The sequence below is a fragment of the Acidisoma silvae genome (assembly GCF_020618775.1).
GTDB classification, from domain to species: domain Bacteria; phylum Pseudomonadota; class Alphaproteobacteria; order Acetobacterales; family Acetobacteraceae; genus Acidisoma; species Acidisoma silvae.
The window spans coordinates 1-1875 of sequence record NZ_JAESVB010000061.1 but is presented as its reverse complement, the minus strand read 5'-3'; the positions used below and the strand labels follow the sequence as shown (position 1 = coordinate 1875).

General features: G+C 61.0%; 2 protein-coding genes. One reads left to right on the top strand and one right to left on the bottom strand.

The genetic code is table 11. The annotated features are described in order from the left end of the window. The first annotated feature begins 637 nt into the window (after positions 1-637). The gene (locus ASILVAE211_RS25745; RefSeq protein ID WP_227324207.1) at positions 638-1267 is read left to right on the top strand and encodes a nuclease-related domain-containing protein; all 630 of its coding nucleotides are present in this window, start codon (positions 638-640) and stop codon (positions 1265-1267) included. 196 nt (positions 1268-1463) lie between these two features. On the opposite strand, the gene ssb is transcribed toward ASILVAE211_RS25745, so the two are convergent. Then, positions 1464-1875 (bottom strand): single-stranded DNA-binding protein (gene ssb / locus ASILVAE211_RS25740; protein WP_227324206.1); only part of this gene is annotated, 412 nt, incomplete at its 5' end.

Sequence of the window (1875 nt, the reverse complement as noted above, 5' to 3'; positions counted from 1 at the left end):
TCGTTCTGCTGCTTGAGGCTGTCCACCATCAGCCCGAGGGCCTGGTTCAGGAGCGCCTGCCCGCTTTCTAAGGCGGCCAAACGGGCGATAATTTGGTCTGTAAGGTCAGCTGGTGACAACGACATCTCCGGAGATGACAGAACATCGTTTTCGGCTCATCCGGCACCGTAACGCGGCCTCAGAAGGGCCGCAACCAAGCACCCGCTAGGGTGCCTTGGTCTGTTACAGATAGACCCTTTTTTCAAAGACGGTAGAATTCGGATTTGAGTTAACGAACGAGTTATCAAATGAGTTAGCAGATGCGTTAACCGATGAGTTAACGAATGTCACAACAAATGAGTTAACGGCGATTAACTACGAGATTGACGAAAGGTTTATCGTGGCCAGGTTAAACCGAGCAGACGATACTTGCTCGTGGGCGCTATAGCCGCCACATTTTCTCGGCAATGCCGTTGGAACGCCAACAGACACGCGATGAAATTGAAAGTCTCACAAACGAGTTTCGCCCACTCTGGCGAAATGGCGATGTCGTGCGTCCTTGGCTTCGTCGACACGCCGAGACTTTGAAAGCACTCATCCTGATAGGTTGGTTGTTGATTTTCGCCGAGATCTAACCCGGGGGGATGCGGATAAAAACTTGGACTACATTTTAAACTCTAATGCCAAGACATCAGTCGACCACCAGCCTCAACCTGACCGCGCTGCCGCGCTCGGCGCGCTCGGGGAGGCATTGGTGGCTGGCGTGCTGCGCGACATGGGTTGGCCGGTGTTGCGCAATGTCGTGCTGCGTGGGCGCGGCAGATCAACCGAGATCGACGTGATCGCGCGCGCCCCTGCCGCGCTGGTGGTATTCGGGGTCAAAACTTGGTCGGGGTCGATGCACGGCACGGCGGAGGCTGCGGCATGGACGCGCCATAGTCGCGGCGAGGTTGTGGAGATGCCCAATGCGGTGACACGAAATCGGACCCATGTCCACGCCGTTGAGAGGACAATCGGCGACATGCTACTAGTCTGGGGTTTGGTGGTCAGTGCCGGGCATGCGCGGCTCGCCCCGGCATTGCACATGCATGTAGTGCCGACGGCCAATCTGGTGCGCGTGTTGAGCAGCATCGCAGAGGCCGCTCACAGTGACCCGCCGGCGATGGAACGAGCCTGGGCAATCCTCAGCCGTGAAGCGGCGCGCAGTCCAGGACGGCAGACCGCCCACATCAACTGGGTCAAGGCTCTTTGGCACAGGGATGGCCGGTCGCGGCATTCTGGCGCGTAGCGCCGGCATGCCGCGGCAGCAGCGCCGGGCGGCGGCAGGCTGTGGGGCAAAGCCCTGCAGGCGAGCGGCCCTGCCCTGCGTGACCGCGCATGCCCCGCTTTTACCTGAACGAGCCCAAGACCAGCGCGACCGAACCTGGAACGCAGAAAACGCCGGCCCCGCGAGGGAGCCGGCGCTTGGATGGGAAGAGAGCGTGTCAGAAGGGCATGTCGTCCCCTCCGAGGTCATCGACGGGCGGGCGGCTGCCGGCACCGACCATCTCGCGATCGTCCTCGCGGCGGCCCTGGCGGTTGCTGGAGGGTGCGTCGAGCAGGACCAGCTCGCCGGCGTAGTTTTCGAGATGGATTTCGGTCGTGTAGCGCTCATTGCCGGCGGTATCGACCCATTTGCGGGTCCGCAGCTTGCCTTCGAGGTCGAGCTTGCTGCCTTTGGCGACGTATTGCTCGACGATCTTCACCAGGACCTGGTTCCAGATCACGATGCGGTGCCATTCGGTGCGTTCGACCCGCTCGCCGCTCTGGCTGTCACGCCAGGTATCACTGGTGGCAAGGGAGAAGCTTGCGACGCAGTTGCCGACGGTGCGGATCTCGGGATCGTTGCCGACGTGG